This window comes from Streptomyces sp. NPDC057702 (assembly GCF_042799315.1).
Lineage (GTDB): Bacteria > Actinomycetota > Actinomycetes > Streptomycetales > Streptomycetaceae > Streptomyces.
This window is the reverse complement of record NZ_JBHVJC010000001.1, coordinates 184,804-209,710: the sequence shown is the minus strand read 5'-3', so window position 1 is coordinate 209,710 and position 24,907 is coordinate 184,804. Positions and strand designations below refer to the sequence as shown.

The following is a 24,907-nucleotide window of genomic DNA, read 5'->3' as shown; positions in this document are numbered from 1 at the left end:
GCCGCCAAAGCGAGGCGGGAGGCGCGAGGCGAGGCGGGACGCAGGGCGTCGGCCGCAACGGGGGCCAGGAGTGTCGGGAGGCGAAGAGCCGGCGAGGCGAGGGCTCAGCAAGACGGGGACTGCCAAGGCGAGGGGCTGCCACGGCGAGGCGCTCGCTAGGCGAGGAAGTGAAGAGGCGGCGAGGCGAGGAGGCGGCAAGGTCCAACGAGGTGATGGGCGGTGGGCGGTGGAGTGGCGGTCCGGGTTTCGGCCGGGCGAGGCGAGTCGGTTGGGGTGGGACAGGACAAGGCTGGCAGGCCAATCGCGGCGAGCAGGGCAGTGGGAGCCAGCTGGGGCGAGGGGGCCAGCCGGGATGGCAGGTGACCGGCGGGACAACCGGGATAGGCAAGGTGGTTGCTGTGGGGAGGAGCAGTGGGCGTGGGGTGGGCGGCCAGCTCGGTCGAGGGGTGGGCGGCGGGTCGGTCGGCGGTGACGGGGGTGGTGCAGCCCTCGCCCGGCTGCCCGGGGCGCGCTCGTGCTCGTGCTCGGGGGGGCGCTGGTGGTGGTCTCCCCCGCGATCAACGGCGGAGTCGAGCGCGGTACTCCCCCGGGGCCGTGCCTCGGGCACGTCTGAAGGCGCGGCTGAAGGCGTGCGGGGAGGCGTAGCCGACCGCGCTGGAGATCGACTCGACCGGCTCGTCGGTGTCGCGGAGTCGGACGGACGCGAGGTCGATGCGCCACCGCGTCACGTACGCGCCCGGCGTCTGTCCGAGGGCGGAGCGGAAGCGTCGGGACAGCGTCGCCCGGGAGACGTTCGTCGCGGCGGCCAGGGTCTCCGTGGTCCAGGGGTGTTCCGGTTGGGAGTGGACGCGTGCCAGGGCGTCGCGCACGACCGGGTCGCGCATCGCTCCCAGCCACGAGCCGGACCGCTCCTCCGGGTGGCGGGCCAGCCAGGCGCGTACGAACTGGACGAGCAGGAGGTCGACGATGCTGTTGACGGCGGCGGTGGTGCCGAGCTGCGGGTGTGCCAGCTCGGCGGCGAGGAGTTCGACGGTTCGTCTGAACTGCGCGTTCTGGCGGGCTGTGACGTGCATCGGCCGGGCGAGGGAGGTCAGCACCGGTGTCGTCACTTCCGGGTCCTGCTCGTAGCGCAGGACGATCACTTCCGTACGCACCGGTGCTGAGCCCATGCGCAGGGCACGGCCGTCGCCGAACGACCGTGCCGCCGCCTCGCGGTCGCAGGAACCCATCGTCACGCTGGCGCCGCCGGCTATCCCGTGGGCGGTGCCCGGCGGTGCCAGGACAGCGTCTCCGGCCCGCACGTGAAGAGGTTTCTCGCCCGCGACGTGGAGCCACAGCTCACCGCGCGAGACCACGTGCAGTACCGCTCCGGGAGAGGAGTCCAGCCACAGGCCCCAGGTTCCCCCGGCCTTCAACACGACCCCGAGCGCCCCACGCGCACCCGCGACACGCAGGACCTCCGCCAGCACGTCCATGGGTCCCTTCCTCCTTCACCACGCGAGCCGTCCACCGCCGCGAGCCACCTGCCGTCGCCAACAACCCAGCGCCACGAACCACCCACGGCCGCGAGCCGCCAGGAGCCGTCCACCATCGCGATCAGCCCACCGCCCCGAGCCAGCCACCGGAGCCGGCCACCGTCACGAACCACCCACCACCCCGAGCCACCCGCCACCCGCCCCCGCGAACCACCCCGGGCCGGACACCGTCGCGACCCCCCAGCACCGCGAACCACAGCACCGCGAACCATTCTCGGCCCACGAGCCGCCCAGCACCGCGAGCCACCCAGGTCGCGAACTACCCACCACCACCGCGAACCCGCCAGCACCACGGGCGCCGCCCGGCCCCCCGGACGGACGGACAGAGGGGCAGACGGACAGGCGGACAGAGGGGGCGCGGGGTCTCGGTCGGGGGCTCAGGCCACGTCGAGGACGACCTTTCCGTGCACCTCGCGCGCGAACAGCGCCCGGACGGCGGCGTCCACGTCCTGCCAGTCGCCGCGCAGTCCGACCGGGGCCGCGAGCCTTCCGGTGGCCATGAGGCCCAGCAGGTCCGTCAGCTCCCCGCCGGTCGGCGTCATATCGCCGTAGGTGGTGATGGCGCGGGGTTCGCCGAAGCCGAACAGGACTCCGGAGGGGAACGTCGTGTCCCGCCCCGAGGAGTATCCGACCACGTGAACGGTGCCGCCCTCGGCGAGGGAATCCCACGCCTGGGCCACCAGCGGCCCGCCGACCGTGTCCAGGACGAGGTCGAACCGGTCCTCGGCCTCGGCCAGGTCGGTCAGGACCTGGGTGGCGCCGAGTTCGCGGAGTCCGGCGGCTCGTTCCGGCGCGCCGACGAGGGCCGTTACCCGGGCGCCCGCCAGCGCCGCCAGTTGGACGGCGAAGTGCCCCACGCCGCCGCTGGCACCGGTGATCAGGACGTCGCGTGCCAGCAGGGAGCGTGTACGCAGTACCCGGAGCGCGGTGACGCCGGCGATGCCCAGCGTGGCGGCGTCGGCCAGGTCCACGCCGTCCGGGACGGTGCCGAGCGAGGCGGGATGTACCGCCACCCGTTCCGCCCACGCGTGGGGAGTCATGCCCAGTGCGACGCGGGTGCCTTCCGGCGGCCCCGAGCCGTCGGCCGTGGCGCGCACCACGACGCCGGCCGCGTCGTGACCGTGCACGGCGCCGGCCGGCCACTGGTGCACGTAGTTCAGCTCTCCGAAGTTGAGACCGATGTGCCGTATCTCCACCAACACCTCGCTGGTGGACGGTACGGGCTCCTCGACATCGGCGAACCGGACGGGACGCCCGGCTTCCTCATGAGCGACCACAAGGGCGCGCAAGGTGTGCCTCCCTCTCTCGTCATACGCCTCGGAGCGGCAGCGAATCGAAGGCGCGAAGGCCGTGCTGCCACCCCTCCTGAAACCCTACGCAGGGCCGGGACAGCGACCAGCCCCGTGCGGATCAATCAGTTGACGATCCGTGTCAGTACGACGCGCGGCACGCCAACACGACGGACCGGTGCGGTGCGGTGCGTGGTGCGTCACCGCGTAGAGCGAGGTCAGAGCGGCGTACGACAGGGCACGGCCCGCGCCCGTCCGGGACGGGGCGGGGTGAGGCGGGGCGAAGGCAGGGAGCGGTGACGGGCGAGTGCCTGCCCGGCGGTGTGCCCTCCCCGAGGTGGCGCCACTTCCGTCGGCGGGCGGCGGGGCCGCGCGGCCGGCGACGCACTGGGCGACCGCGATGCCGCCGCGCCGGGCGGCGCACTCGCCTCGGGGGACGGACGGAGGCGCCGGCAGGGTCAGTTCGCGACCGTCGAGGGCGGAGCTGCCGCCCTCGACGGTCGCGCACACAGGGGCGGAGGAACGCCCCTCGACATCGCGTACCAACACGGGGAGGCCCCCCTCGACGTCACGCGTCGTGGAAGAGGCGCGAATCCGGTGGAGCGCCCAGCCAGCCGTGAAGCGCCGCTCCCCCACGTCGGCCAGCGGAAGAGGCCACCTCCCGCACAGTGCCCGACGGCTCCACGAGCTCGGGCGTCCCGGGCGTGGGCCGCACCACGGATTCGGCACGCGGCCCGCCCCAGGGGCCGCGCGGGCATGCCCAACCCGAGGTTCAACACGCGGCCCCGCCCCAGGAGGCCAGCGCGAGGCGCCGAGCGATACGGAACAACGTGGTGAAGCCCACCACCGACACCGGCGCGGAGACATCCGCCGCAGGCACCGGCGCGGAGACGCTCACCGCAGGAAACAGCACACGGGCCCTCAGCCCGAGGTCCAACACGGGCCCCGCCTCATGGGCCACGCGGGCACACCCGGCCCGGGTTCGACACGAAGCTCGCCGCAGAGACCGGCGCCAGGAGTGACAGGCCAACAGACCAGCGCGGGGAAGACCGCCGCAGGCGCCAGCACGGCGACGAGCGCCGCAGAGAGCCGCATGGTGGCGCTCCTACGCAGAGAACCGCGTGACGAAGCTCGCCGCAGGCACAACGCCGGGATACCCGACCCCCGACACCAGCGCGCAGACACCCACCGCAGGAAACAACACACGGACACCCAGCCCGAGGTTCAACACAGAGCCCACCCCACGGGCCGGGCAGCGGCGCCCAACCTGAGGCTCGACGCGAGGCCCGCTGCAGAGGCCAGCGCCAGGGCGCCAGGCGTACGGAACGGCGCGGCGAAGCCTGCTGCGGAAACCGGCCCGGAGGTACCCGACCCCCGACACCAGCACGGAGACAGCGCCGCAGGCAACAGCATGGTGACGCGCGCCGCAGGCAACAACGTGGTGGCGCTCAACGCGGTGAAGAGCATGGTGCAGCCCGGCGCAGACACCGGCGCGGAGACACCCCACCGCAGGAAACAGCGCGGAGACACTCAACCTCAGGAAACAACACCAGAGACACCCAACCCGAGGCTCAACACAGAGCCCGCCCCGGGGGCTACGCGGGCATGCCCAACCCGAGGTTCAACACGCGGCCCCGCCACAGGAGGCCAGCGCGAGGCGCCGAGCGATACGGAACGGGCGTGGTGAAGCCCACCACCGACACCAGCACGGAGGCACCCGCCCCCGACACCAGCACGGAGACAGCGCCGCAGGCACCAACATGGTGAAGCTCGCCGCAGGCGCCAGCGCGGAGACACCCAGCACAGGCAACCACGTGGTGCAGCCCGCCGCAGGCGACCGCGCGGAGATGTCTGGCCCAGGCACCGGCGCGGAGACACCCGCCGCAGGCACCAGCGTGGTGAAGCTCGCCGCAGGCGCCAGCGCGGAGACACCCAGCACAGGCAACCGCGTGGTGCAGCCCGCCGCAGGCGACCGCGCGGGGCCGCGTTCGGGTGCGGGGAGGGGGGTGGGTCAGTCCGCTGTGCCGGGCTTCGTGCCCCACACGTAGAGACGGTCCTTGAGGTGCAGGAGGTCCCACAGCGTGGCCGCGTTCTCGACGGTCAGGTTCACGCATCCGGCCGAGCCGCCGCCGTCGAAGAGGTCGCCGGGGTGGCCGTGCAGGGCCTGGCCGCCGTCGAAGAACTGGGCGTACGGCATGGGGGCGTTGTCGTAGATCGTGGAGACGTGGTCGCGGCTGCGCTGGTAGATCTCGTGCCAGCCGGGGCGGGTCTCCTGGGCGTCGCGGCCGGTGCGGATCGGTACGGGGCCGAAGTCCAGCCGGTTGTCGGTCTGCACCCAGAGGAGTTGCCGGTCCATGTCCACACAGGTGACGCGGAAGGCGCGGACCGGGCAGTGGCCGGCGGCGTTGGGGTCGCGCGCCGCCTGGACGGCGACCAGTGTGCGGTAGGTGCCGAGGTCGGCGTAGCCGTCCGTCCGTGTGGTGCCGTGCTCGCCCTGGAAGGCGCGGATGGCCCGGCAGTCAGCGGTGGACTGCCGGCCGTCCACCGGTCGGCCCAGGTGCTTCTCCAGCGCGCGCTGGTAGGGGCCGGTGGGTGCGGTGCACGCGGCGTCGGCGGCCGGGACCGCGCCGGCACCGGCCGCCGCCGGTGTGGCGCAGAGCGGCACGGCACAGAGAAGCGCCGTGGCCGCTGCTGCGGCCACGGCGCGGGGAAGACGGACAGGGCGCACGTCACAACCTCCTGGGAGAACGTTCCGGAGCCCTGTCAGTCCACCACCGGGCCGGTCCGGCCGCCCAGTCCTGAGCGGCCGAACCGGTGAGTGGGTCAGGCGTGCGAGTCGGCGTGCGGCTGGCGCTTGTGGTGCTCGTCGCCCTTGCCGTGCGCGCTGTCCTTGTGGTGCTCGCCTTCCTTGTTCTTCTCGTGGTGCTTGTCGTTGTCGTGCTTGTCGTGCTTGTTGCTCTCGTGGTTCTTGCCGTGCTCGTGGTGCTTGTCGTTCTTGTGGTGCTCGTTCTCGCCGTGCTCGTGGTCCTTGTTGTGGTGGCCGTCCTTGTTGTGGTGGCCGCCGTCCTTGTGGTGGCCGCCGTCCTTGTGGTGACCGTCCTTGTCGTGGTGGCCGCCGTTGTTGTGCTCGCCGTCGTGGCAGTGCTTGCTGCCGTGCTCACCGTGGTGACCGTGGTCGCACGGGGGTTGGGGCTTGCAGTGCTTGCCCTTGCACGGCTCGCCGCGCTGGTTGGTGAGCTTGACGGTGACGCCCTCGGAGCTGTTCTCCCTGGTCACCTCGTACGGACCGGAGACCGGGTGCTCCGGCGGCTCGTACCCCTCGGGGACGTCCGTCTCGCGGAGGTAGTACTCCCCGACCGGAAGGTCGTCGAAGGTGCACACGCCGGCCTCGTCGGTGGAGCAGCCCGAGCCCTGACGGGTGTCGGGGTCGTCGCCGTGGGTCTGCAGACCCTTGACGCCGTTGGTCTCCCGCCACAGCTCGAAGACGGCGCCCGCGAGCGGCTTCCCGTCCTTGTGGTCCGTCTTCAGGAGCTTGATCGAGCCCTTGCCACCAGGCGTGGTGCGGCGGGTGTTGTCAGCCTCGACGCGTACGCCGGCGGCGGCGGTGTCCTCGGTCAGCTCCAGCGGCCCGAAGACCGGGTCGGCGGGCAGCTCGTACCCCTCGGGGGCCTCGTCCTCCACCCAGTAGTACGTACCGAGACTGGTCGTGTCGGCACACACACCACTCGCGGGAGTGGTGCAGGTGGAGACCCGGGTGTCCGGGTCGGTCCCTACGGTCTGCAGACCGTCGACGCCGTTGCTCTCACGCCACAGCGTGAAGTCCGCGCCCGCCAGTCGCCGGCCCGACTCGGCGTCGGTCTTGACGACGCTGACCTCACCGGTGGTGGGCTCGGGCTCGGACGAACGGTGGTTGGCCGCCTCGACCTGTACTCCGGTGTCGGCGTTGTCCGCGTTGAGCCGCAGCGGGCCGAAGACGCGGGGAGTGGGCAGGTCGTACCCGGCGGGTGCGGCCGTCTCCTCCCAGTAGTACGTCCCCAACTCCGTGGTCTCCGCGCACACACCGCTCGCCGGCGTCGTGCACTCCGCGACCCGGGTGTCCGGATCGGCACCACCGGTCTGCAACCCGGCCGTGCCGTTGGACTCGCGCCACAGCGTGAACTCCGCACCGGCCAGCGGGGCACCGGACTCCGCGTCCGACTTCAGCACCGCGACCTCGCCGGTGGTCGGCTCCGGCCCGGTCGAGGCGGTGTTCTCCGCCCTGACGCGTACGCCGGCCTCGGCGTTGTCCTCGGTCAGCGTCAGCGGCCCGAAGATCGGGTCGTCCGGCAACTCGTAACCGGTGGGCGCCTCGTCCTCCACCCAGTAGTACGTACCGAGACTCGTGGTGTCGGCACACACACCGCTCGCGGGAGTGGTGCAGGTGGAGACCCGGGTGTCCGGGTCGGCTCCCACGGTCTGCAGACCGTCGACGCCGTTGCTCTCACGCCACAGCGAGAAGTCCGCGCCCGCGAGCGGGTCACCGGTCTCCGCGTCGGTCTTCAGAACACTGACCTCACCGGTCGTCGGCTCCGGCTCGGACGACGCGTTGTTCGCCGCCTCGACCCGCACACCGGTGTCCGCGTTGTCCGCGTTGAGCCGCAGCGGCCCGAAGACGTTCGGATCGGGCAGGTCGTACCCGTCGGGTGCGGCCGTCTCCTCCCAGTAGTACGTCCCCAACTCCGTGGTCTCCGCGCACACACCGCTCGCCGGCGTCGTGCACTCCGCGACCCGGGTGTCCGCGTCGGCGCCGTCGGTCTGCAACCCGGCGGTGCCGTTGGACTCGCGCCACAGCGTGAACTCCGCACCGGCCAGTGGATCACCGGACTCGGAGTCGGACTTCAGCACGCTGACCTCGCCGGTGGTCGGCTCCGGCCCGGTCGAGGCGGTGTTCTCCGCCTCGACGCGTACGCCGGCCTCGGCGTTGTCCTCGGTCAGCGTCAGCGGCCCGAAGATCGGGTCGTCCGGCAACTCGTAACCGGTGGGCGCCTCGTCCTCCACCCAGTAGTACGTACCGAGACTGGTCGTGTCGGCACACACACCACTCGCGGGAGTGGTGCAGGTGGAGACCCGGGTGTCCGGGTCACCGCCGGTGGTCTGGAGACCGTCGGTCCCGTTGGTCTCACGCCACAGCGAGAACTCGGCGCCGGCCAGCGGGTCACCGGTCTCCGCGTCGGTCTTCAGAACGCTGACCTCACCGGTGGTCGGCTCCGGCTCGGAGGTGCGGGTGTTCGCCGCCTCGATCCGGACGCCCGTGTCGGCGTTGTCCTCGGTCAGCTCCAGCGGGCCGAAGACGTTCGGGTCGGGCAGGTCGTACCCGGCGGGTGCGGCCGTCTCCTCCCAGTAGTACGTCCCCAGGCTGGTGGTGTCGGCACAGACGCCGCTCGCCGGCGTCGTGCAGGCGGAGACCCGGGTGTCCGGGTCGGCGCCACCGGTCTGCAGGCCGTCGGTCCCGTTGGTCTCGCGCCAGAGCACGAACTCGGCGCCGGCCAGCGGGTCACCGGACTCGGAGTCCGACTTCAGCACGCTGACCTCACCGGTGGTCGGCGGCACGACCGAGGCGGTGTTCTCCGCCTCGACACGTACGCCGGCCTCGGCGTTGTCCTCGGTCAGCACCAGCGGCCCGAAGATCGGGTCGTCCGGCAACTCGTAACCGGTGGGCGCCTCGTCCTCCACCCAGTAGTACGTACCGAGACTGGTCGTGTCGGCACACACACCACTCGCGGGAGTGGTGCAGGTGGAGACCTCGGTGTCCGGGTCACCGCCGGTGGTCTGGAGACCGTCGGTCCCGTTGGTCTCACGCCACAGCGTGAAGTCCGCGCCCGCGAGCGGGTCACCGGTCTCCGCGTCCGTCTTCCGAACACTGACCTCACCGGTCGTCGGTTCCGGCTCGGAGGTGGCGGTGTTCGCCGCCTCGATCCGGACGCCGGTGTCGGCGTTGTCCGCGTTGAGCGTGAGCGGCCCGAAGACGTTGGGGTCGGGCAGGTCGTACCCGGCGGGTGCGGCCGTCTCCTCCCAGTAGTACGTCCCCAACTCCGTGGTCTCGGCACACACACCGCTCGCCGGCGTCGTGCACTCCGCGACCCGGGTGTCGGGGTCGCCGCCACCGGTCTGCAACCCGGCCGTGCCGTTGGACTCGCGCCAGAGCACGAACTCGGCCCCGGCCAGCGGGTCGCCCGTCTCGGAGTCGGACTTCAGCACGCTGACCTCACCGGTGGTCGGCGGCACGACCGAGGCGGAGTTGGACGCCTCGACGCGTACGCCGGCGCCGGCGTTCTCCTCGGTCAGGGTGATCGGGCCGAAGACGTTGGGGTCGGGCAGGTCGTACCCGGCGGGTGCGGCTGTCTCCTCCCAGTAGTACGTTCCGAGCCCGGTGGTGTCGGCACACACGCCACTCGCCGGCGTCGTGCAGTCCGACACGCGCGTGTCGGGGTCGTCGCCGGTGGTCTGGAGCCCGGTCACGCCGTTGGTCTCGCGCCAGAGCGTGAACTCGGCGCCGGCCAGCGGGTCACCGGTCTCGGTGTCCGTCTTCAGGACGCTGACGTCACCGGTGATCGGCGGCTCGGGTGAGGCGGTGTTCTCCGCCGTGACCCGGACGCCGGTGTCCGCGTTGTCCTCGGTCAGCTCCAGCGGGCCGAAGACGGGGTCGGCGGGCAGCTCGTAGCCGTCCGGCGCGACCGTCTCCTCCCAGTAGTACGTCCCCAGGCTGGTGGTGTCGGCACAGATGCCGGTGGCGGGGGTGGTGCAGGTGGAGACCTCGGTGTCCGGGTCGGCCCCGCCGGTCTGGAGGCCGTCGGTGCCGTTGGTCTCGCGCCACAGCGAGAACTCGGCCCCGGCCAGCGCGTCGCCGGTGGCCGCGTCCGTCTTGGAGACGCTGACCTCACCGGTCGTCGGCGGCACCGGGGTGGAGCTGTTGGCCGCCTCGACGCGGACGCCCTCCGCCGCGTTCTCCTCGGTGAGCGTCAGCGGGCCGAAGACGTTCGGGGTGGGCAGGTCGTACCCGTCAGGTGCGGCCGTCTCCTCCCAGTAGTACGTCCCGAGGCCGGTGGTGTCGGCACACACGCCGCTCGCCGGCGTCGTGCAGTCCAACACGTGGGTGTCCGGGTCGCCGCCCTCGGTCTGCAACCCGTCGACGCCGTTGCTCTCACGCCACAGCGTGAACTCGGCCCCGGCCAGCGGGTCGCCCGAAGCGGCGTCGGTCTTGAGGACACTGACGTCACCGGTGACCGGCGGCTCGGGCGAGGCGGTGTTCTCCGCCGTGACCCGGACGCCGGTGTCCGCGTTGTCCTCGGTCAGCGTCAGCGGGCCGAAGACGGGGTCGGCGGGCAGCTCGTAGCCGTCCGGTGGCGCGGTCTCCTCCCAGTAGTACGTGCCGAGGCTGGTGACGTCGGAGCAGACACCGCTGGTGGGAGTGGTGCAGGTGGAGACCCGGGTGTCCGGGTCGGCCCCGTCCGTCTGCAGTCCGGCCGTACCGTTCGTCTCACGCCACAGCGTGAACTCGGCGCCCGCCAGCGCGTCGCCGGTGGCCGCGTCCGTCTTCAGAACGCTGACGGCACCGGTCGTCGGCTCCGGGGCGGTGCCACAGTCGGGCAGGTCACCGTTGAACGGGTACGCGTGGAACTCCCCGCCACCGCCGCCCGTCGCCGAGCTGGTGTGCGTGAGCGAACCGGTGGTGAAGACACGGCCGTTGACGCCCGGGAGCGTCACCGTGGTCTCCGAGGTCTGCTCGCCCATCAGGACGCTGCCCTGGAACTGTCCGGTGCCGTTCAGGCCCACCGAGGTGGCGTCCGGGAAGTTCCACAGCAGCCGCTCGCGGTAGGCGTTCAGCGGGTCGTCGTCGGTGATGCCGCCGCTGTACGTGTTGATCACGCGGTCGGCGCCGACGATGTTGACCAGGATCGTGGCGTCGGCCGGGATGCCCGCGAAGGCGATGCCCTGCGCGCCGCCGCCCGCGCCCGCGATGTCGAAGTCCACGTTGAAGACCTGGAGCGAAGAGGTCCCGTCGCCGGTGAACAGGGTCTGGTAGCCCTGGTTGACGGCGGTGCCGGTGGCGGGGCGCGGCGCGCCGTCCACCCGCGCGTAGCACCGGCTGGCCGCCGTGAGCTGGTCCCGCAGGGCCGTGTACGGGGCCGCCGCGTCGTCGTCCTGGACGGTCGTTCCCGTGACGGTGCCGGAGAGCGCCCCGGCGTACCGTACGGTACCCACTTCGCCCGCGACGCCGCCCGTGGTGTCGAGGCTCTGGCCCGGCGCGATCGTCACGTCCCCGCCGGTGGTCAGGAAGTCCGAGTCGACCGGTGGGGGCACGCGCGAGCCGACCCCGACGATGCCGAGGTTGTAGATGCTGCTCCGCCCCGGCCCCTTGGCCTGGTCGAAGTCGTCGAGCACGACCACGCGACCCTCGGCCTCGGCGGCCCCCTCCCGTACCCGGAAGTCGTCGCCGACGAAGATGTTGATCGCGTCGTCCCGCCCGTGAAAGGCGTCGTTGTTGATCGGCGGGAACGGGTCGGGGCAGGACCCCGGCACACACGGGCCGAGGCCGCCCGGCAGGGGCGCCGCCGCGGCGGGTGACGCGCTCAGGCCGAACGTCAGGATGGGCACGGCCGTGGCGATCACGGCACATGCCACGCCGGCGGCGCCGGCGCGTGATCTGAGCGCGGCTAGGCGCTCGGAGATGGGTCTCATGGGCCGCATCGTCGTGAGCCGGCCGCTCCCTACGAGCCAGTGACACGGACCCTTGGGCCGGTCACCTGGCCTATCCCACCCATACGGGCTGACTAATGGCTGACGCCGCTAGGCCGTTCGGGACCCCCCTCCCCCACCCCCGCGTCACGGCCGCGACAAGCACGCGGGACGGGCACGCCGGACGCGCGGGGCGGGCAGGAGGCCGGGCGGTGCGGGGCGGGCAGGGGGCCGGGCGATCCCGGCGGGCCGGGATGGGTGGGGGCGCGGCCGTCCCGCCACGGGCACAGCGCGCCCCGGCCCCGCGCCCCGCCCCGCCCCGCCTGACGGCGCCTCCCGACCGCCCCGGGCCACGCGGTCCGGGATCGTACGGTCGGCGCCCCGGGCCCGCGCGGCGAGCGTGCGCCACGGCCGCTCCCGCGTGGCGCCCACGAGCGGGCCGTGGTACGCCCCGCCTCGCGACCCACCCGAAGCGCCGCACCGCCCGCCGGCGACACGGCACCGACCGGCCCCGGGCCCCCAGCCAGCGACGAAGCCACCCCAGGGCGAAGCACCCCCAGGGCAAAGCACCCCCACGGCGAAGCGCCCCCAGGGTCAGGCCACCACCCGAGGCGGCTCAGCCCCCCAGGGCGAAGCGCCGCCCAGGGCGACACGGCCGGCCCGAGCCCGACCAGGACGGGGCCCCGGGCCGTCGTCGGGGCCGTGCCCGTCACCCGTGCGACACGCACGGGCCCCACCCCAGCCCCCGCCCCCGGCCCCGCTCGACCGGTCAGCCGAAGACGCGGCGGCCCCGTCGCCAGCGGCGGCGTCCGCGCCGCCAGTGGCTCCCGGCGAGCGCCGCGTCCACGGACAGGTACGGCGCGCCGGCCAGCACCAACGGCAACCAGGCCATCAGGTAGATCAGGTCGTTCCCGTAGTAGTACGGCTCCGTCGACCAGCTCACCGTCAGCCACAGGCTCAGCGAGATCAGCGCGCCGCCGAGCGCCGCGAGCCGGGCCAGTACGCCGAACAACGTGCCGAGGCCGACCGCGAGCTCTCCGACGGCGATGGCGTAACCGAATCCGGTGGGTGCCTTCAGGGCCAGGTCGACGAGGTCGGGGAAGGCGGCGGAGGAGCGCGCGAAGCGCATCGTGTCGCCGATCGAGCCCGGCCCGCTGGCGGAGAGGAACGTCGCGTCGGTCAGCTTGTCGAGGCTGGCGTAGACGAAGGTCACCCCGAGGAAGACGCGCAGGGGCAGCAGGGCGTACGGGGCCAGCGCGGAGCGCCAGCCGCGCCGTCGTGCGCCCGCCGGGCCGCCGGTCGCGCCGCCTGTCGTCCACCGTCCCTGTGCCATGGTCGTCGCCTTTCGCTCGCCGGGCCCCCAGTGTCCCCGCGCGTCCGCCGACGTGCCCGCGCTGGCGTGCTCAGTCCAGGTCGGTGCGGCCGTCGAGGTTGTCCACGACCCGTCGCAGCAGGTTGATGAGCTGCACGTACTCGGCGTCGGAGAAGCCGGCCCGGACGCGGGCCAGCGTCTGGGGCACCAGTTCCCACAGCCTGGCCAGCGCCGCGCTCCCCTCCGCCGTCAGCCGGAGCCGCTCGTCCTCGCCCGCGACGAGCCAGCCCCGTCCGACGAGCTCGTCGGCGACCCCGCCGACGACGGAGTCGTCCACGTGGTGCCGCAGGCCGGCGGGGAGCTCCGCGCGGGTCAGCCCGGCCGCGGACCGGTCGACCAGGTTCAGCACCCACCAGTGCGGCTGCCGGATGCCCTGGGTGCCCAGGGTCGTGTTGATGGCGCCGACGACCAGTTCCTGGGCGACGCCGGTCCAGTAGCCGACCGGCTGCCGGAGCAGTTCCTCGTCGGTGTACGTCTTGAGCACGGTCCCTCTCCTCACGTTCGCGGCCACCGCGTACCGGTCTTTCACGGGGGCGACCCGGCCCGCGACCCCGTACGGGGGAACAGGCGGTGACCTGCGGCGATGGAGGCGCCTCCGCGATGCGGCGGGCCTCGACGACGCACTCAACGTAAAAGTTGAACAATGCTTCAGGTCAAGCGTTCGTCGCGGGAACCCGGCCCGGCACGCGAAACGGCCGCGCCGTCCCCGGACTGGTCGGGGGCGGCGCGGCCGGCTGCGGAAGGGGGGAGGTCACTCCCACTCGATGGTGCCCGGCGGCTTGCTCGTGATGTCCAGGACCACGCGGTTGACCTCGTCGACCTCGTTGGTGATGCGGGTGGAGATGCGCGCCAGCACGTCGTACGGCAGGCGCGACCAGTCCGCCGTCATCGCGTCCTCGGAGGAGACCGGGCGCAGCACGATCGGGTGGCCGTAGGTGCGGCCGTCGCCCTGGACGCCGACCGAACGGACGTCGGCCAGCAGCACGACGGGGCACTGCCAGATCTCCCGGTCGAGGCCGGCGGCGGTCAGTTCCGCGCGGGCGATGGCGTCGGCCTCGCGCAGCAGGTCGAGCCGTTCCTTGGTGACCTCACCGACGATACGGATGCCGAGCCCGGGGCCCGGGAAGGGCTGCCGCTGGACGATCTCCTCGGGCAGGCCGAGCTCCTGGCCGACCATGCGGACCTCGTCCTTGAACAGCCGGCGCAGCGGCTCCACCAGGGCGAACTCGATGTCGTCGGGAAGCCCGCCGACGTTGTGGTGGGACTTGATGTTGGCGGTGCCGGTGCCGCCGCCGGACTCGACGACGTCGGGGTACAGGGTGCCCTGGACCAGGAACGCGACGTCCTCGCCGGCCTCGCCGGCCTCGGCCACCAGCTCGGCCTGGGCCTGCTCGAAGACCCGGATGAACTCCCGGCCGATGATCTTGCGCTTCTGCTCCGGGTCGGACACGCCGGCCAGCGCGGCCAGGAACCGCTCCTCGGCGTCGACGACCTTCAGCTGGACGCCGGTGGCGGCGACGAAGTCCTTCTCGACCTGCTCCGACTCGCCCTTGCGCATCAGGCCGTGGTCCACGTACACACAGGTGAGCTGGGTGCCGATGGCCTTGTGGACGAGGGCGGCGGCGACGGCGGAGTCCACGCCACCGGACAGGCCGCAGATGGCGCGCTTGGTGCCGACCTGCTCGCGGATGGCGGCGACGGACTCCTCGACCACGTTGCTGGTGGTCCAGGTCGGCTCGATGCCGGCGCCCCGGTACAGGAAGTGCTCCAGGACCTGCTGGCCGTGCGTGGTGTGCATGACCTCGGGGTGGTACTGCACGCCGTAGAGCTTGCGCTCGTCGTTCTCGAAGGCGGCGACCGGCACCACGTCGGTGGAGGCGGTGACGGTGAAGCCGTCGGGCGCGGCCGAGCACGCGTCGCCGTGCGACATCCACACGCTCTGCTGGTCCGGGGTGCCCTCGAAGAGCGTGGAGCCGGACTTGGAGACGGCCAGCGGCGTACGCCCGTACTCCCGGGCGCCGTTGTCGTCGACGGTGCCACCCAGGATCTGGGCCATCAGCTGGAATCCGTAGCACATGCCGAAGACCGGGACCCCGGCCTCGAACAGGGCGCGCTCGACGCGCGGCGCCCCCTCCTCGTACACCGACGACGGGCCGCCGGAGAGGATGATCGCCCTCGGGTTCTTCGCGAGCATCTCGGCGACCGGCATGGTGGACGGCACGATCTCGCTGTACACCCGCGCCTCGCGCACGCGACGGGCGATGAGCTGTGCGTACTGGGCACCGAAGTCCACGACGAGGACCGGGTCCGGCGCGTGCGCTTCGGTGACGGAGGGGGACGCTGATGGCACTGGGACGGCCTTCCGGCGGTGGTACGGGGGGTTGGACTTTCCATCCTAACGGCCCCATACTCTGACCCATGTCCAAGCACGTGACCTTCGTCTTTACCTATGGCACCGGCCCGTCCGGCTGCCATGGTCGTGCTGCTTGATCAGCTGAGCGACTTTCCAGGCGCCCCGGGCCAGCCAAGGCCCGGGGCGTCGTGCGTTGTGCCGGGTCGGTGGTCGGCCTCGGGGTCCGGTAACCCCAACCAGGAGACAGGCCCACCCATGAGCACCCCCAGCGCCACGCCGACCACCCCCGCCCCGGCGACCGCCGCCGGCCCGACCGCCACGAGCCCGACCGCGACCGCCCCCACCGGCTCCCCGACCGCCCCCGCCGTGACCGCCCCCGCCACCGGGGCCCGTACGGACGCGGCGGCCGGCGTCATCCGCGACGCGCGGCAGCGCATCGACGACCTGGACGGCCGGATCATCGGCCTGGTCCAGGAGCGCGCCGCCGTGTCGGCCGCCATCCAGCGCGAGCGGATCACCTCCGGCGGGCGCCGGGTGAACCTCGCCCGCGAACTGGAGGTCCTCAACCACTACCGGGGCCAGCTCGGCAAGCCCGGCACCGCGCTGGCCATGACCCTCCTCGAACTGTGCCGAGGCCGCGTCTGAACCTTCCGCCGTACGCCGGGGCCCGGCGGGTGCCTGGCCGGGCCCCGACGGGTGCCGGGACGGGGGCCTGGGGGGCGTGTGGCGGCGGGTGCGGAATCGTTTGGTCGCCTGCCACGTCGAGCCGTCACCCGTACGGCGCGTGACCGGCGCGCGCGGCCTGTCGTTGGGCCACGTGTCCGCGCCAGCCAGGGGCGGAACGTTCCACGCGTGGCTTCCGTACCTGTTCATCGGGCGCCCAGCAGCGGCAGGACGGATCGACCGAAGCGATGAGACGTGCTCCTCGTGGTGACGCGACCGGAGCACGTCGTGGGACCTCGCTGCGGTCAGGCGACCGGACGGCAGGGGACAGCGGCCTGGTCGTCGCACCAGCGGCCGGTCCCGGGGACGCCTGGGACCGACCGCATCCGGTCGAAACGGTTGCGCCGGATGTGGCATATCCACCACGATGCAGAGCAAGGCCCCCGCACCGCGTTCCGTTCGGGTGGCGTTCCCGCCGCCGACGGTGCGACCCACCGCGAGCGGCGGCCTCAGCGTCGGTGCGCGCGCCGCACCACACGAAGACCTTCCCGACCAGCGGCGTCACCCCCCGGCGCCGCTTCCCAGCACCGGCGCCGCCCTGACGCCGATGCTGACCGCCGAGAGCCCCGTGGACGCCACTCCCCCGCGGCCTCCACGGGGTTCTCGCGCCTCGCGCCCGCCCGCGCCTCCCCCCGGCCGGGCGGGCGCCCCCTCGGCCGCCCGGCGCTCACCACCCCGGGCCGACCCCGCGTCCGCCCGCCGCCCGCGCGGCCCACCGGTCGTGCGCGCGCGGGCCCGCAGCCGCCGCCGGACACTCCACGGGGCGACGTGTCCGCCCGCCGGCACCACCGCCGACGGCTCGACTTCGCAGGTCATCGCGTACGACCCCAGCGCGCCGTGAGGCAGATCACTTCACGATGTGATGATTGTGTGTGCAACCTTTGGCCAGCGTTATCGGTCATGTTCGTGCAACGCACGGCCATGACGCGGCGCCACCGCGACGGCCTGCCCCGCGGACGCCGCCGCTCCGGCGGCTCCATCGGACCCCGAACGAAGAGGTCTCCATGAAGCTTCGCCGCGCCCTGTCGGTCGCCGCGGCCACAGCGGCCCTCCTGCCCGCGACGCTGCTCGCGGCCCCCGGCGCGTTCGCCAGCGACGAGACGCAGTCGCCCACCAGCACGCCCACCGAGACGCTGAGCCCGTCGCCGACGGACACGCCCCCGCCCACCGGCGAGCCCACCAAGGACCCCACCGGCCAGCCCACGGGCGAGCCGACCAAGGACCCCACCGGCCAGCCGACGAAGGACCCCACGGGCGAGCCGACGAAGGAACCGACCAAGGAACCGACGAAGGAACCGACCGGCCAGCCGACGGGCGAGCCGACCAAGGACCCCACCGGCGAGCCCACCAAGGACCCCTCGGGCGAGCCGAGCACCACCCCGAGCCCGACGGCCTCCGAGACGGAGCAGCCCGCCCCGTGCGAGGACGGCGACGACTACGCCGAGGACGCCGACCTCAGCACCACGCTGATCGGCATGCCCTCCAAGGTCGTGGCGGGCAGCGGCTACCACGGCTTCACCTTCCGCGTGAAGAACACCTCGGACCGCGCCTTCCAACGCGTCGACCTGGGCGTTCTGGCGGGCACCGCGCACCTGGAGCACCTGGAGGGCACCGGGAAGTTCCTGACGCTCCAGTTCAGGAACCCCGACACCGGCGCGTGGGAGGGCATCTCCACCGACGCGGACGACGACGCCCACGGCTATGTCGGCTACACCTCCGTACGCGCGCACGAGACGATCAACCTGCCGCTGCGGCTGAGCGTCGCCAAGAACGCCCCGGAGGGCTTCGGTTACGCCATCTCCATCGGCGTCTACGCGGACGCCGAGGGCAACTGCGTCTTCTCCAGCGGTGACTACTACGACTTCGAGGTCGTGGAGTCCGCCGCGCAGCTGCCGGGTGGCAACGAGTCGCAGGTGCCCGACGCCAAGCCGCAGGGCGGCAAGAAGCCGCTGCCGCTGCCCAAGCGTCCCACCGTCGGCAAGGAGATCCACCCCGAGGGAGAGCTCGCGGCCACCGGCTCCGACTCCGCGCTGCCCACCATCGCGATGATCGGCGGCGTGGCGATGATCGCCGGCGCCGGCGCCGTCTACGTGGTGCGTCGCCGCAAGGCCGGCGCCGCCGCGTAACGCGCACGGTCACCCGCGCACCGGAGCGCACGAGGGCCGGGCGGGCTGGTTCACCACCAGCGCGCCCGGCCCTCCCGCGTTCGCTACGCCTCGGCGACCGGCTCCCGCCCGGCCTCGGACGCCCGCCCGGCCTTGGACTCCCGCCCGGGCGCGGGTTCGCGCGCGGCGGGGGGCTCGGGCGCCGGGTCGGCCTTCGGCGGGAGCGTCGGGATCGGGAGGAAGGGCAGGTCCAGGGCGCCGAACGCGTCGGCGGGCACCGCCGGTCGGCGCGGGGCGACGGGCGCCAGGCGCTGGTAGGGCTGGCCCTGGGCGGGGCGTGGGTCGGCCTCGCCCCGGTTGGGCCACAGCGACATGGCACGCTCGGCCTGCGCGGTGATGGTCAGCGACGGGTTGACGCCCAGGTTGGCGGTGATCGCCGCGCCGTCCACGACGTGGATGCCGGGGTGGCCGAAGAGCCGGTGGTAGGGGTCGATGACGCCGTGCTCGGCGCTGGTGCCGATCGGGCAGCCGCCGAGGAAGTGCGCGGTGAGCGGGGTGCCCATCAGTTCGCCGACGTTGGTGCCGGTGAAGCCGTTGATGGACTCGGCGACCAGGCGTGCCGCCTCCTCGCCCTCGGGGATGCGGTCCGGGTTGGGCGCGCCGTGCCCCTGCCGCGCGGTGAGCAGGCCCTTGCCCAGGCCCTTGGTCCTGCGGTAGGTGGTCAGCGAGTTGTCGTGGGTCTGCATGACCAGGCCGATGATGGTCTTCTCGGACCAGCGGTGGTTGGAGAGCGCGCGGCCGGCGAGCACCGGGTGGCGCAGGTTGGCGGCGAGGAAGCTGATCCAGTTGGGCACGCGTTCGTGGTGGCGGAACTGGAGGATGGACAGCGCGCCCATCGCGTTGGAGCCCTTGCCGTAGCGCACCGGTTCGACGTGGGTGGTGGCGTTGGGGTGCATGGACGAGGTGATGGCCACGCCCTTGGTGAAGTCGGCCCGCCGCTCACCGCTGACCTTCCGGTAGCGCCGGTCGGTGGTCTGGGAGCCCAGGATGGCCTCGGAGTTGGTGCGGGTGAGCGAGCCGAGCCGGGGCGAGAGGCGCGGTAGTTCGCCCCGGTCGCGCATGGTGTGCAGCAGGGTCTGGGTGCCGTAGGTGCCGGCGGCGACCACCACCTGGGGGGCGCGGAGCGTGCGCGGGCGGGCGGTGCGGCGGTGGTCGGTGGGGACGGTGGCGACTCGGTAGCCGCCGTCCGGGTGTTCGCCCAGGCCCACGACGGTGGTCATGGGGTGGATGGTGGCTCCGGCGCGTTCGGCCAGGTGCAGGTAGTTCTCGTTCAGGGTGTTCTTGGCGCCGTGCCGGCAGCCGGTCATGCACTCGCCGCACTCGGTGCAGGCCCGCCGCTCGGGGCCCGCGCCACCGAAGTACGGGTCGGCCACCGTCTCTCCGGGCCCAGCGCGTACGCCCGTGCCGTCGTCGCTGGCGTCGTCGCCGTCGCCGAAGAAGACGCCGACCGGTGCCATGTGGAAGGTCTCCCCCACGCCCATCTTCTCGGCCGCGTCCCGTAGGTGCACGTCGGAGGGGGTGAGTGTGGTGTTCAGGCGGACGCCGAGCATGCGCTGGGCCTGGTCGTAGTAGGGGCGCAACTCCTGTTGCCAGTCGGTGATGTGACCCCACTGCTCGTCCTGGAAGAAGGCGGGCGGGGGCACGTAGAGCGTGTTGGCGTAGTTGAGCGAGCCGCCGCCGACGCCGGCGCCCGCCAGGACCATCACCTTGCCCAGCACGTGGATGCGCTGGATGCCGTAGAGGCCGAGGGCGGGCGCCCACAGGTAGTTGCGCACGTCCCAGGAGTTCCTGGGCAGTTCGGCGCGGGCGAAGCGGCGCCCGGCCTCCAGGACGCCGACCCGGTAGCCCTTCTCGCTCAGCCGCAGCGCGCTGACCGCCCCGCCGAAGCCGGAGCCGACGACGATCACGTCGTAGTCGTACGCGGCGTCGCCGGGCTCCGCGCGCGGCGGGCCCGGGGCGGGCGCGGGGGCCGGCGGGGGCACGGCCCGGGGGGCGTGTGCCGGGCCGTGGTGGACAGAGTCGTCCCGTGACACTGGGGTACCTCCGGGGGTGCGGGCGGGTCAGCGGAGCCCGACGGCCTTCATGACGCGCAGGCCACGGGTCATGAGCTGGGCGTACTGCTCGTCCGTCAGGCCGAAGGCGGGGGCGATGGGCAGCAGGCGCTGCTGGGCGACGGTCTGGGCCTCGGTGTACTTCAGGATGCCCTCGCTGCCGTGCCGGCGGCCGAGCCCGGAGTCGCCCATGCCGCCCATCGGTGCCTGGGCGCTGCCGTACGCGGCGCCGTAGCTCTCGTTGACGTTGACGGTGCCGGCGCGCAGCCGGGCGGCGACGGCCCGGCCGCGCGCGCCGTCGCGCGTCCAGACGCTGGCGTTGAGGCCGTAGGCGGTGGCGTTGGCCCGTGCGACGGCGTCGTCCTCGTCGGTGAAGCGGTAGAGGGAGACGACCGGTCCGAAGGTCTCCTCCTCGCAGACGGCCATGGAGGGGCGCACGCCGTCCAGGATGGTCGGCTCGTAGAAGTAGGGGCCGATGTCGGGGCGGGCCCGGCCGCCGGTGACGACCTCGGCGCCCTGGGCCACGGCCTCCTCCACGTGCCGTCGTACGGTGGCGAGTTGGCGTTCGGAGACCAGCGAGCCCATGTCGGCCCCGTAGGCGAGGTCGGCGCCCAGGCGCATGGCGCGGGTGCGGGCGGCGAAGCGCTCGACGAACGCGTCGGCCACCGACTCGTGCACCAGCAACCGCTCGATGGAGATGCACAGTTGGCCGGCCGAGGAGAAGGAGCCGCGCACCGCGCCGGCGGCGGCCTTGTCGATGTCGGCGTCCCGCAGCACCAGCATGGCGTTCTTGCCACCGAGCTCCAGGGAGCAGCCGACGAGTCGGGCGGCGGCGCCCTGGGCGACCTCGCGTCCGGTGCGGGTGGAGCCGGTGAAGGACACGAAGTCGGCGTGCTCGACGACGGCCGGCCCGATCACCGGGCCCTCGCCCAGCACCACCTGCCACACGCCGGCCGGCAGCCCGGCCTCGATCAGCGTCTCGCGCGCCCACAGGGCGGTCAGGGCGGTCTCGGTGTCGGGCTTCATGACCACGGCGTTGCCCGCGACCAGGGCGGGCAACGCGTCGCCGACGGACAGCTCCAGCGGGTAGTTCCAGGGGGAGATCTGGCCGACGACGCCGCGCGGCTGGCGCAGTTCGGTGACCCTGGTCAGGGTCGGCAGCACGCCGGTGTGTCGCTTGGGGCCCAGGTAGCTGGGCGCCTTGCGGCCGTAGTGCCGGGCGGCGACGCTGACGGCCTGCACCTCCTCGTGGGCGTGCAGCCGGGCCTTGCCGGTCTCCGCCTGGATGAGGTCGAGCACCTCGGCCTGCCGGCGCAGCACCAGGTCATGGAAGCGCAGCAGGACCCGGGCCCGCTCGCGGACCGGGGTCTGGGCCCACAGGCGCTGGGCCGCGCGGGCCCGCTCGAAGGCGGTGGCCACGTCCTGGGGCGTGGACTCGGGCAGGTCGGCGAGCTGGTGCCCGGTCTGCGGGGCGTGGCTGCGGGTCTCGCCGGAGCCGACCACGTCCCGGGTGAGCCGGGCCACGAGCTCGGGGGTGACCACGTCGGCAGCCGTGCGGGTGCCGGCGGGGGCGGCGAAGACCGGGTTGTCCCCGGTGGCGGGGAGGGTGGTGACTGTGGCCTGCGTGGTGCCCTGCGCGTCCGTCATGCCGGTGAGCGTATTCCCGCCGGAGCCGTTTGGGTACCCGACGGTAACCCGTTTTCACCTCACGTCCACGCCCGTTTCACCGCGCCAGTGAACGCTGGCGGCATCCGCCCTGGTCAGGGGCGTTACGCCGACGGGTCAGCGGTCGAGCCGCCGTGCGACCCGCCTCCCGAACGCGCGTGCCAGCCGGCCCGCCCGCCCCCGTGGGCCACCGTCGCGCCGCGCGGGGCGGGGCGCCCCGGGGTCGGGTCGGGTCCGGAGCGGGGCCGGGTCGGGGCTACAGGTCCTTGATCCGCAGGTGCTCGACCACGTCCCTGAAGAGCCGCTCGCCCTCGGTGCGGGGCTTGCCCCTGGCGGGCATCTCGACGATGAGCTGCCACTGCACCTTGGAGTCGTTCATGTAGTGCAGCTCGCGGCGGCGCAGCTCCACCGGGTTGGTCGAGTCGTTGGTGGTGTAGGTGGCGGTCAGCTCCGCGGCGCTGTTGCCCTGGTACGTCGTGGCGCGCACCGTGCCGCTGATCGTGCCCTGTTTCCAGCCGTACTCGTAGTAGTCGTCCCGGTAGTCGTCCAGGTGCGAGTTGGCCTCCTGGAGCGCGGTGGGCTTGTCGTTCTCGTCGGTGACCGGGTCCCGGCGCAGGGTGACGGTGAAGACCTTGCCCGGGTCGAGGAGCTTGATCTCGTCGTCGTTCTCGCTGAGCGTGTAGTCCTCGGGGGCCGCGAGCTCGGCCCGTACGCGCTGCTCGGCGTCGACCGTCCTCCATCCGGCGGGCGCGTCGTCCGCGGAGCCGCCGAACGGGTTGACCACCACCAGCACCAGCGCCACGGCCGCCGCCAACACCACGCCACCCAGGCCGAGTTGGGCCTTGCGGCCGGCCAGCCAGCGGGGCCGGCGGGAGGGGGCGGAGCCGTCGGGGGCCGGGGGCCCGCCGGCGGGGGCGATCATCGTCGGGAGCTGCGGGGCCGGGCGGGCCACCGACTCCAGGGTCTGACGGGCCTCGGCCGCCGTGGGCCGGGCCGCCGGCTCCTTGCGCAGCAACTGCATGATCAGGGTGCCCAGGGCGCCGGAGCCCCGGGCGGGCGTCTGCGGTTCGGCCGACAGCACGGCCTGCAGGGTGGCGGGGTGGTTGGTGCGGCGGAACGGGGACATGCCCTCGACCGCCGCGTACAGCACCACACCCAGCGACCACAGGTCCGACTCGGGGCCCGGCCGCTGGCCGAGGACCCGCTCGGGGGCGATGAACTCGGGCGAGCCGATGAACGCGCCGGTCTCGGTGAGCCCCTGCTCGCCCTCGACCTGGGCGATACCGAAGTCGGTGAGCACCACCCGCTCGCCGCCGAGCCCCTCGCCCTGGCCGGCGCCGGTGCGGCCCAGGAGCACGTTGTCGGGCTTGACGTCGCGGTGCAGGACGCCCGCCTCGTGCGCCGCGGCCAGCGCGCCGAGCACCTCGACGCCGATCCGGGCCGCCTCGCGCGGGTCCAGGGTGCCGTCGGCGAGCACGTCGCCCAGCGACCGGCCGCGCACCAGCTCCATGACGATCCACGGGCGGCCCTCCTCGACCACCACGTCGTGCACGGTGACCACGGCCGGGTGGTCGATGCGGGCCGCCGCCCGCGCCTCGCGCCGCATCCGCTGGTAGACGGTCTGCCGCTCGCGCTCGGGCAGCGAGTCGGGCACGCGCGGCTCCTTGACGGCCACATCGCGCTCCACGACCTGGTCGTGGGCCTTCCACACGGTGCCCATGCCGCCGTGCCCGAGCCGGGAGACCAGCCGGTAGCGACCGCCGATCAGGCGTCCCGCGTCCGGGTCGGCCGCCGCCGCCCAGGCCGCCGCCGCCCCGGTCGGGGCCGGGGCCCCGGGCCCGACCCCGGGCCGGTCACCGGTCTGCGTCGGGTCGTACGGGCGCGGCTGGTCGCCGGCCCGCCGGTGCTGGCCATCCTGACCGGGACCGCCCTGGCTCTGCCGCCGCTCCTGCCACCCCTGGTGGTGGCCGGGGTGCTGGCCGGCGTCCGGGGCGTACGCCCGCTGGTCCTGGCCGTGGGACTGGGCCGGGAGCTGGCCGGCATCGGCCGGGCGCCGCTGGTCATCGCCGTCGCCGGGTGCGGGGGCCGGTACCGGGGCGGCCGGGGTCTGCGCGCCGCGCGGTGGTTGGAGCCCGTAACTCGTGGGCTCGCTCGCCCGTCCCCCATGGTTGTTCATGACCTCATCATTACCTCGCGCCCCCGGTCCGTCGCCACCGGCCTCCGGCGCTCGCGCCCGATGGTGACAAAGACGTTGCCGCCGAGGTCAGTGCGCGGCACCCGGCCGGGCGAAGGTGTCCACAACGGTGTCGAAATGTCGCCTTCCCTGGCTTTCTTCCGCTACGGGGGCCGATACCCACACGTCATACATCTGGCCACCCTCGTCCCAACTGAGGTCGTACGTCCGCCTGGCCCCACCGTCGTCCCGCGACCCGTTCCATGTGAACTCCCACAGCGCGGCCGGCTGCCCGTTGTGGGTGGTCTCGGTGACCCGACCGTCGCGGTAGCCCTCGTAGCGCTGGGAGCCTTCGGCGTGCGCCTCGCGCATCACGCGCCGAGCCCCGCGCGGGTCGAGCGACTGCGGGTGGATGCCGATCCGGAACGCCTTGCCGGGCGAGTGGTAGTACACGCGCGGCGCCTCGTACGAGCGGATGTACCCCTGGGGCACCGCCACGCGGAACCCGGCCGGGTCGGTGACCAGCTCGTACCCCTCGGGCGCGGCGGTGGGCACCGTGGTGGGGCCGGTCGGCTCCCGGTCGGCGGGCGGGCCGCTCGCGTCCCCGCCGCCGCCCTGGTCCTCGTCCCGTCCCGTGGCCTGGTCCCGGTCGTCCCCGGTCCGCTCGCCCTGGTCGTCGCGGTCCCCGGCGTCGGCCGACGAGCCGCCGGCCCGCTTGTCGAGCACCACCACGGTGCCGGCGGTCAGCCCGCCGAGCGCGACGACGACGGTCGCCGCCAGCGCCACCGTCCGCCCCCGCGACCGGCGCCCGGCCCGCCCCCACCCCCACCCCCCCGGCCCCGCGCGGGGGGCGGGGGGGCGGGGGG

Annotated in this window: 13 protein-coding genes; 2 read left to right on the top strand and 11 right to left on the bottom strand. The window is 73.5% G+C overall.

Features of this window, described 5'->3' with window-relative positions; translation table 11 throughout:
* Positions 1 to 557: 557 nt before the first annotated feature.
* The 7 genes from ACFVFR_RS00840 to guaA all read right to left on the bottom strand — a co-directional run bounded on the left by ACFVFR_RS00840 (position 558) and on the right by guaA (position 15,261).
* The gene (locus ACFVFR_RS00840) at positions 558 to 1,475 is read right to left on the bottom strand and encodes a cupin domain-containing protein (RefSeq protein ID WP_383696549.1); all 918 of its coding nucleotides are present in this window, start codon (positions 1,473 to 1,475) and stop codon (positions 558 to 560) included.
* Between the two features lie 437 nt (positions 1,476 to 1,912).
* On the bottom strand, positions 1,913 to 2,824 hold the full coding sequence (locus tag ACFVFR_RS00835; RefSeq protein WP_383696546.1) for a zinc-binding dehydrogenase: 912 nt from the start codon (positions 2,822 to 2,824) through the stop codon (positions 1,913 to 1,915).
* A gap of 2,011 nt (positions 2,825 to 4,835) precedes the next feature.
* A complete protein-coding gene (locus tag ACFVFR_RS00830) occupies positions 4,836 to 5,525 on the bottom strand; it encodes a L,D-transpeptidase (RefSeq protein ID WP_383696544.1) in 690 nt (229 codons plus the stop codon).
* A gap of 122 nt (positions 5,526 to 5,647) precedes the next feature.
* A complete protein-coding gene (locus tag ACFVFR_RS00825) occupies positions 5,648 to 11,458 on the bottom strand; it encodes a SpaA isopeptide-forming pilin-related protein (RefSeq protein WP_383696541.1) in 5,811 nt (1,936 codons plus the stop codon).
* 850 nt (positions 11,459 to 12,308) lie between these two features.
* Positions 12,309 to 12,872 carry a DoxX family protein gene (locus ACFVFR_RS00820; RefSeq protein WP_383696539.1) on the bottom strand — a complete coding sequence of 188 codons (564 nt, stop codon included), beginning with the start codon at positions 12,870 to 12,872 and terminating at the stop codon, positions 12,309 to 12,311.
* A gap of 70 nt (positions 12,873 to 12,942) precedes the next feature.
* On the bottom strand, positions 12,943 to 13,395 hold the full coding sequence (locus tag ACFVFR_RS00815; RefSeq protein ID WP_383696536.1) for a MarR family winged helix-turn-helix transcriptional regulator: 453 nt from the start codon (positions 13,393 to 13,395) through the stop codon (positions 12,943 to 12,945).
* Between the two features lie 267 nt (positions 13,396 to 13,662).
* On the bottom strand, positions 13,663 to 15,261 hold the full coding sequence (gene guaA, locus ACFVFR_RS00810; protein WP_383696534.1) for a glutamine-hydrolyzing GMP synthase: 1,599 nt from the start codon (positions 15,259 to 15,261) through the stop codon (positions 13,663 to 13,665).
* A 258-nt stretch (positions 15,262 to 15,519) separates the two neighbouring features.
* Between guaA and ACFVFR_RS00805 the strand changes: the two genes are divergently transcribed.
* Both ACFVFR_RS00805 and ACFVFR_RS00800 read left to right on the top strand, forming a co-directional pair.
* Positions 15,520 to 15,909 (top strand): chorismate mutase, encoded by a 390-nt coding sequence (locus tag ACFVFR_RS00805; RefSeq protein ID WP_383696532.1) that lies wholly within the window; start codon positions 15,520 to 15,522, stop codon positions 15,907 to 15,909.
* 1,082 nt (positions 15,910 to 16,991) lie between these two features.
* Positions 16,992 to 18,113: a PT domain-containing protein gene (locus ACFVFR_RS00800; protein ID WP_383696529.1), complete on the top strand. Its 1,122-nt coding sequence runs from the start codon at positions 16,992 to 16,994 to the stop codon at positions 18,111 to 18,113.
* An 83-nt stretch (positions 18,114 to 18,196) separates the two neighbouring features.
* Here ACFVFR_RS00800 and ACFVFR_RS00795 read toward each other — a convergent pair whose 3' ends face one another.
* The 4 genes from ACFVFR_RS00795 to ACFVFR_RS00780 form a co-directional block, all read right to left on the bottom strand.
* Positions 18,197 to 20,134 (bottom strand): GMC oxidoreductase, encoded by a 1,938-nt coding sequence (locus ACFVFR_RS00795; RefSeq protein ID WP_383696800.1) that lies wholly within the window; start codon positions 20,132 to 20,134, stop codon positions 18,197 to 18,199.
* A gap of 78 nt (positions 20,135 to 20,212) precedes the next feature.
* Positions 20,213 to 21,850, bottom strand: a complete 1,638-nt coding sequence (locus tag ACFVFR_RS00790; protein WP_383696527.1) for a succinic semialdehyde dehydrogenase — start codon at positions 21,848 to 21,850, stop codon at positions 20,213 to 20,215.
* Positions 21,851 to 22,124: 274 nt separating this feature from the next.
* Positions 22,125 to 24,044, bottom strand: a complete 1,920-nt coding sequence (locus ACFVFR_RS00785) for a serine/threonine-protein kinase (RefSeq protein ID WP_383696524.1) — start codon at positions 24,042 to 24,044, stop codon at positions 22,125 to 22,127.
* An 87-nt stretch (positions 24,045 to 24,131) separates the two neighbouring features.
* Complete coding sequence (locus ACFVFR_RS00780; RefSeq protein ID WP_383696521.1) at positions 24,132 to 24,827, bottom strand: hypothetical protein; 696 nt, start codon at positions 24,825 to 24,827, stop codon at positions 24,132 to 24,134.
* Positions 24,828 to 24,907 lie beyond the last annotated feature (80 nt).

Bases quoted from the DNA above. Each gene is read 5' to 3' on its own strand.
- ACFVFR_RS00790 (WP_383696527.1), bottom strand. From the start codon at position 21,850: ATGACGGACGCGCAGGGCACCACGCAGGCCACAGTCACCACCCTCCCC.
- ACFVFR_RS00785 (WP_383696524.1), bottom strand. From the start codon at position 24,044: ATGAACAACCATGGGGGACGGGCGAGCGAGCCCACGAGTTACGGGCTC.
- ACFVFR_RS00800 (WP_383696529.1), top strand. From the start codon at position 16,992: ATGAAGCTTCGCCGCGCCCTGTCGGTCGCCGCGGCCACAGCGGCCCTC.
- ACFVFR_RS00805 (WP_383696532.1), top strand. From the start codon at position 15,520: ATGAGCACCCCCAGCGCCACGCCGACCACCCCCGCCCCGGCGACCGCC.
- ACFVFR_RS00820 (WP_383696539.1), bottom strand. From the start codon at position 12,872: ATGGCACAGGGACGGTGGACGACAGGCGGCGCGACCGGCGGCCCGGCG.
- ACFVFR_RS00840 (WP_383696549.1), bottom strand. From the start codon at position 1,475: ATGGACGTGCTGGCGGAGGTCCTGCGTGTCGCGGGTGCGCGTGGGGCG.